At 74.9% G+C, this 5174-nt stretch carries 6 protein-coding genes and 1 pseudogene; 3 read left to right on the plus strand and 4 right to left on the minus strand.

The window, feature by feature from the left end; all coding sequences use genetic code 11:
- Together AOK23_RS48810 and AOK23_RS10405 are read right to left on the minus strand one after the other, a co-directional pair.
- Positions 1-334 (minus strand): annotated as a pseudogene (locus AOK23_RS48810) (hypothetical protein); the annotation flags it as partial.
- A 238-nt stretch (positions 335-572) separates the two neighbouring features.
- The gene (locus AOK23_RS10405) at positions 573-1124 is read right to left on the minus strand and encodes a GNAT family N-acetyltransferase (RefSeq protein WP_055712455.1); all 552 of its coding nucleotides are present in this window, start codon (positions 1122-1124) and stop codon (positions 573-575) included.
- Between the two features lie 209 nt (positions 1125-1333).
- Between AOK23_RS10405 and AOK23_RS10410 the strand changes: the two genes are divergently transcribed.
- Complete coding sequence (locus AOK23_RS10410; protein WP_055712460.1) at positions 1334-1966, plus strand: precorrin-8X methylmutase; 633 nt, start codon at positions 1334-1336, stop codon at positions 1964-1966.
- 141 nt (positions 1967-2107) lie between these two features.
- Here AOK23_RS10410 and AOK23_RS10415 read toward each other — a convergent pair whose 3' ends face one another.
- Positions 2108-2854, minus strand: coding sequence for a cobalt-precorrin-6A reductase (locus AOK23_RS10415; RefSeq protein ID WP_055712456.1), 747 nt, complete (start codon positions 2852-2854; stop codon positions 2108-2110).
- Positions 2855-2872: 18 nt separating this feature from the next.
- On the opposite strand from AOK23_RS10415, the gene AOK23_RS10420 reads away from it, so the two are divergent.
- The gene (locus AOK23_RS10420; protein ID WP_055712457.1) at positions 2873-4024 is read left to right on the plus strand and encodes a cobalt-precorrin-5B (C(1))-methyltransferase; all 1152 of its coding nucleotides are present in this window, start codon (positions 2873-2875) and stop codon (positions 4022-4024) included.
- 162 nt (positions 4025-4186) lie between these two features.
- Here AOK23_RS10420 and AOK23_RS10425 read toward each other — a convergent pair whose 3' ends face one another.
- The gene (locus AOK23_RS10425) at positions 4187-4801 is read right to left on the minus strand and encodes a dihydrofolate reductase family protein (RefSeq protein WP_055712458.1); all 615 of its coding nucleotides are present in this window, start codon (positions 4799-4801) and stop codon (positions 4187-4189) included.
- Between the two features lie 223 nt (positions 4802-5024).
- On the opposite strand from AOK23_RS10425, the gene AOK23_RS44790 reads away from it, so the two are divergent.
- Positions 5025-5174, plus strand: a 150-nt coding sequence (locus AOK23_RS44790; RefSeq protein WP_157877990.1) for a DUF899 family protein, incomplete at its 3' end; no start/stop codon positions are given.

The following is a 5174-nucleotide window of genomic DNA, read 5'->3' on the forward strand; positions in this document are numbered from 1 at the left end:
CGTGGTGAACCTGCGGGGCGGGGAGGCGGTACGTGCCGCCCCGCAGGTTCACCACGACATCCGAGGCCATCCGGGCCGTCTGGGCCGTACGGGCCGTCACCGCCCGCTGGGCACGGGCCGGGGTGGCGAACGGGCGGTCGATCGTGCCGGGCCAGTCGTCGTCCCCCCAGGTCGCCACGTACAGCTGTGCCGCGGGGCGGTCGCCGTCGGTCGCGGCGGCCGTGGGTGCCGCCGTCCACGGGACGCAGACCGCCGCCACCCCCGCCCACACGCTCACGCCGAGGCGGGTACGCCGTCGTCGCCCCCGTTCCGCGTGCGCCCGTACGTCCGTCATGGGCCTGCTCCTCCGCTCGTCGGAGCCTCCATCGTCGAGGCGGAGCGGCGGCGGGCGGATCGGCCGATCGTCGCTGCCGGACCGACTTCGGTAGCCGTTCCCGCCCGCACCGGCCGCCCCTCGTCGCGCCCGGCACGCCCTACGGCGGGGACGGGCCCAGCCGGAAGGTGACCGGCGGGAACGCATTGGACATATCAGACGAGTCGGACGGGTGGGACGAGTCGGAGGGGTGAGGGGCTCACAGGGCGAGGCTCATCAGGATGGCGTCCCGGTCGTCGCCGGGCGCGATGCGCAGCGCGCCGGGCCAACGGCCGACCTCCTCCCAGCCCACCTTGCGGTAGAAGTCCTCCAGCCCCATTCCGCCGCGGGTGGAGAGTTGCAGGCGCTCCAGGCCCATCTCGTCCCGTGCGATGTCATGGACGCGATGCATCAGCCCGGCGCCGATGCCGAGGCCCCGGAAGCGCGGATGGGTCTGGACGTGGTTGACCGTGCCGCAGTGCGCGCCGAGCGGGTGCGGTTCGCGGCGGAGGACCAGCCAGCCGGCGAGCGAGCCGTCGACGGTGGCGACGAGGAGCCTGCCGCGCCCCGGATGCAGGGTGCCGACGAGGCCGTCGACGACGGGCGCGACGTCGTGTGTGCTCACCGGCAGCGGCGGGAACTCCGTGGCGAGCACCGCGCCGCCCGCGTTGGCCACGTCCTCCCAGCAGTCGGTGAGTTCCTTCCGCAGGCTCGGGGCGACGTCGTCGGGCCGGGTGAACTGCGCGAACCGGGGGGATCTCTGCACCGTCATGTCCGTCAGCGTGGCAGAACCACCGGCGACGCGCGGGTGAAGCGCGGGTAAGGGGCGCACCTGAGGGTCACCGCCCGAGTGCGGGGCGTCGCTTCGTGGCGGCCGTGGATATGCTCGCCGTCCGGCGTCCTGACCCGGCCGGAAGTGCACGCGGCCCGGGCCCCGGCGCCGACGCCCGCAGGACGACCGAAGGCAGCGAGAAGAGCACCGTGACCACGTACGACTACGAGAAGGACGGCGCGGAGATCTACCGCCAGTCCTTCGCCACCATCCGCGCGGAGGCCGACCTCGCGGGCCTGCCCGCCGACGTGAGCCAGGTGGCCGTCCGGATGATCCACGCCTGCGGCATGGTCGACCTCGTACGGGACCTGGCGTACTCGCCGGGGGTGGTGGCCCGCGCCCGCGAGGCGCTGCGCGCGGGGGCGCCCGTGTTCACGGATGTCCGGATGGTGGCCAGCGGAGTGACCCGTAAGCGGCTGCCCGCCGACAACGACGTGGTGTGCACGCTCGCCGACCCCGCCGTCCCCGAGCTGGCGGCGAAGCTCGGCACCACGCGCAGTGCCGCCGCGCTCGAACTGTGGCGGGACCGGCTGGAGGGCTCGGTCGTCGCCGTCGGCAACGCGCCGACCGCCCTGTTCCGCCTCCTGGAGATGATCGAGGAGGGCGCGCCCCGGCCCGCCGCCGTCATCGGTGTCCCGGTCGGCTTCGTCGGTGCCGCCGAGTCCAAGGACGCGCTGGCCGCGAACGCCTCGGGGCTGGAGTACCTCGTCGTACGCGGCCGGCGCGGCGGCAGCGCCATCGCCGCCGCCGCGCTCAACGCCCTCGCGAGCGAGGAGGAGTGAGGGGGACCCGGGAGGCCCCGTCGCGGACGTGACCGAGGGCACCGCTGCCGCCGAGGGCACCGCTGCCGCCGAGGGCACGGGCGGCGTGGAGGGCACGGGCGGCGTTGAGGGCCGTGGTGACCTCGGCCGTGCCGTGCGCGGTCAGCTGCCCGTGAGGTGCTCGTCGATCCAGCGAACCGCCGTCTCGGGGTCCGTCGCCACGGGGACGCCCTCGGGCACCGGGGGCCTGCGGACCACGACCACGGGCAGGCCGGCCTCGCGCGCGGCGGTGAGCTTCGGTGCGGTGGCCGCTCCCCCGCTGTCCTTCGTCACGAGCACGTCGACGCGGTGGCGGCGCAGCAGCGCGCGCTCCCCGTCGAGGGTGAAGGGACCCCGGTCGAGGAGGACCTCCATGCGGGCCGGGTGCGGAGCCTCGGGCGGCTCCACGGACCGTACGAGGAACCACAGCTCGTCGAGGCCGGCGAAGGCGCCCAGGCCCAGGCGCCCGGTGGTGAGGAACACCCGCCGGCCGAGTGCGGGCAGCAGGGTCGCGGCGTCCGCCAGGGACGCGGCCTCGTGCCAGTCGTCGCCGTCCGCCGGGACCCAGCCGGGGCGGCGCAGGGCGAGCAGGGGAACATGGGCGTCGGCGGCGGCCCGCGCCGCGTGGAAACTCATGGTCCCGGCGAAAGGGTGGGTGGCGTCGATGAGCGCGTCCACCCGGTGCTCCCGCAGCCACGCGGTGAGGCCCTCGGCTCCGCCGAAGCCGCCGACGCGGACCTCGCCCGGGGGCAGCCGTGGACCGGTGACCCGTCCGGCGAGGGAGCTGGTCAGGGTCAGGCCGGGCGTGCCGTGGAGGAGTTCGGCGAGGCGGCGGGCCTCCGTGGTTCCGCCGAGTATCAGTACGTGCATGGGGGTCCGGGTCCGTTCATGAACAGCAGTGACGAGCAGCGCGGCGGTGGGCCGGCCGGTACGGCGAAGGGCGGTCGCGCGGCCCAACTCAAGCACACCGGGCTGCGGCCCGGCTGGACCACCGGCGCCTGTGCGACGGCGGCGACGACGGCCGCGTACACCGCCCTGCTGACCGCGGAGTTCCCCGACCCGGTGACGATCACCCTGCCGAAGGGGCAGACCCCGTCGTTCGCGCTCGCCGCCGAGGAGCTGACGGACGCGTACGCCATGGCGGGCATCGTGAAGGACGCGGGCGACGACCCGGACGTCACGCACGGCGCGCTGGTCCGGGCGACGGTCCGGCGGCTGCCCGCCGGGGCCGGGGTCGTCTTCAGGGCCGGACCCGGCGTCGGCACGGTCACCCGCCCCGGCCTGCCCCTGCCCGTCGGCGAACCGGCCGTGAACCCCGTGCCCCGCCGGATGATGCGCGAGCACGTCGCCGAGGTCGCGGAGCGGTACGGCGGCAGCGGCGACGTCGAGATCACCGTCTCCGTCGACCACGGCGAGGAGATCGCCCGCTCCACCTGGAACCCCCGGCTCGGCATCCTCGGCGGTCTGTCCATCCTCGGCACCACCGGGATCGTGGTGCCGTACTCCTGCTCCGCGTGGATCGACTCCATCCGGCGGGGCGTGGACGTGGCGCGGGCGGCGGGCCGTACGCATGTCGCCGGGTGCACGGGGTCCACGTCGGAGCGGACGGTCGTCGCCGAGTACGGGCTACCCGAGGACGCGCTGCTGGACATGGGGGACTTCGCGGGCGCGGTCCTGAAGTACATCCGCCGCCACCCGGTCGACCGCCTGACGATCTGCGGCGGCTTCGCCAAGCTCTCGAAGCTCGCCGCCGGCCACCTCGACCTGCACTCCGGCCGCTCCCAGGTCGACAAGGGCCTCCTCGCCGAGCTGGCCCGGCGGGGCGGCGCCGACGAGACGATGGCCGTGGAGGTGGCCGCCGCCAACACCGGGCTCGCCGCGCTCCAGCTGTGCGCGGCGGCCGGCGTACCGCTGGGCGACCTGGTGGCGACGGCGGCCCGCGACGAGGCCCTGACGGTCCTGCGCGGGGCGCCGGTCGCCGTCGACGTCATCTGCGTCGACCGGGCGGGCACGGTGGTGGGCCGCAGCACGGTCGCCTGACGACGGGGAGCACGGCCGCCTGACGACGGGGAACACGGTCGCCTGACGACGGGGAACACGGTCGCCTGACGACGGGGAACACGGTCGCCTGACGACCGGGGCGCCGCAACGCCGTCGCCTGACCTACGAAGCGGTTCGAGGTGTCCGGCGCACGGCGGGCGGTCACCTCAGGACGCGGTACTTGAGGTGTGTGGCGAGCGGGGTGTCGACGACGCGGATGGGGCGGAGGTCCCGTCGTACGGCGCCCAGGTCCTCGAAGAGGCGCAGGCCGTCGCCGAGGAGGACGGGCACCACATGGAGCTGGAGTTCGTCGATGAGTCCTTCCCTGAGGCACTGCCGTACGGTGTCGGCGCCGCCCGCGATGTCGACGTTCCGGTCCCCGGCCGCGGCCCTGGCCCGGTCGAGGGCGCCGCGGAGACCGTCGGTGACGAACGTGAAGGTGGTGCCGCCCTCCTTCACCAGGGTCGGCCGGGGGCGGTGGGTGAGCACGAACACCGGCGTCCGGAACGGCGGGTTGTCGCCCCAGAACTCCTCGCCCGTGTCGTACATCATCCGGCCCATCACGACCGCCCCGGTGGCGTCGAACCACTCCCGCATCAGCTCGGAGTCACGGTTCTCCCGGCCGCCGGTCATGCCCTGGCGCTCCCGCCAGCTCGCCAGGTCGTGGATCCACTCGAAGAGGGGCTCGGCGCCGTCGCCGCCCGGGTTGTCGACCCGGACGTCGGTGCCGGCGACGTAGCCGTCGAGGGAGATGGCCATATCCGCGGTCACGGTCACGGTGGGTGCTCCTGAGGTCGTGGGAGTACTGGTTCACTCTCACGTCGATCGGGAGCCGCCGCATTCGACATCCGCCCGCATGTCCGCCGCATCCTCCGGGATCTCCGCCGCCACGTGGTCGGGTCGGGGTGCGATGAGTTCCGCGCGGGCGGAGAGTCTGTTCTGGTGACCGTCGTCGGGCCTCGCCCCGGCGGGCCCGGCACGCGAGACCACGGAGGACACCATGACCAGCACGCCGGACGACTCGACCACCGCGCAGCCGGGCCGCCCGCCGGTCGCCGATCTGGCCACCTGGCAGGCCGCCCGCGACGCACTGCTGGTCCGCGAGAAGGCCCACACCCGCGAGGGCGACGCGCTCGCCGCGGCCCGCCGC

The organism is Streptomyces torulosus (assembly GCF_001419765.1).
In the GTDB taxonomy this organism is placed as follows: domain Bacteria; phylum Actinomycetota; class Actinomycetes; order Streptomycetales; family Streptomycetaceae; genus Streptomyces; species Streptomyces torulosus.

Coding starts and splice junctions, on each gene's coding strand:
- AOK23_RS10405 (WP_055712455.1), bottom strand. CDS start 1,124: ATGACGGTGCAGAGATCCCCCCGGTTCGCGCAGTTCACCCGGCCCGAC.
- AOK23_RS10415 (WP_055712456.1), bottom strand. CDS start 2,854: ATGCACGTACTGATACTCGGCGGAACCACGGAGGCCCGCCGCCTCGCC.
- AOK23_RS10420 (WP_055712457.1), top strand. CDS start 2,873: ATGAACAGCAGTGACGAGCAGCGCGGCGGTGGGCCGGCCGGTACGGCG.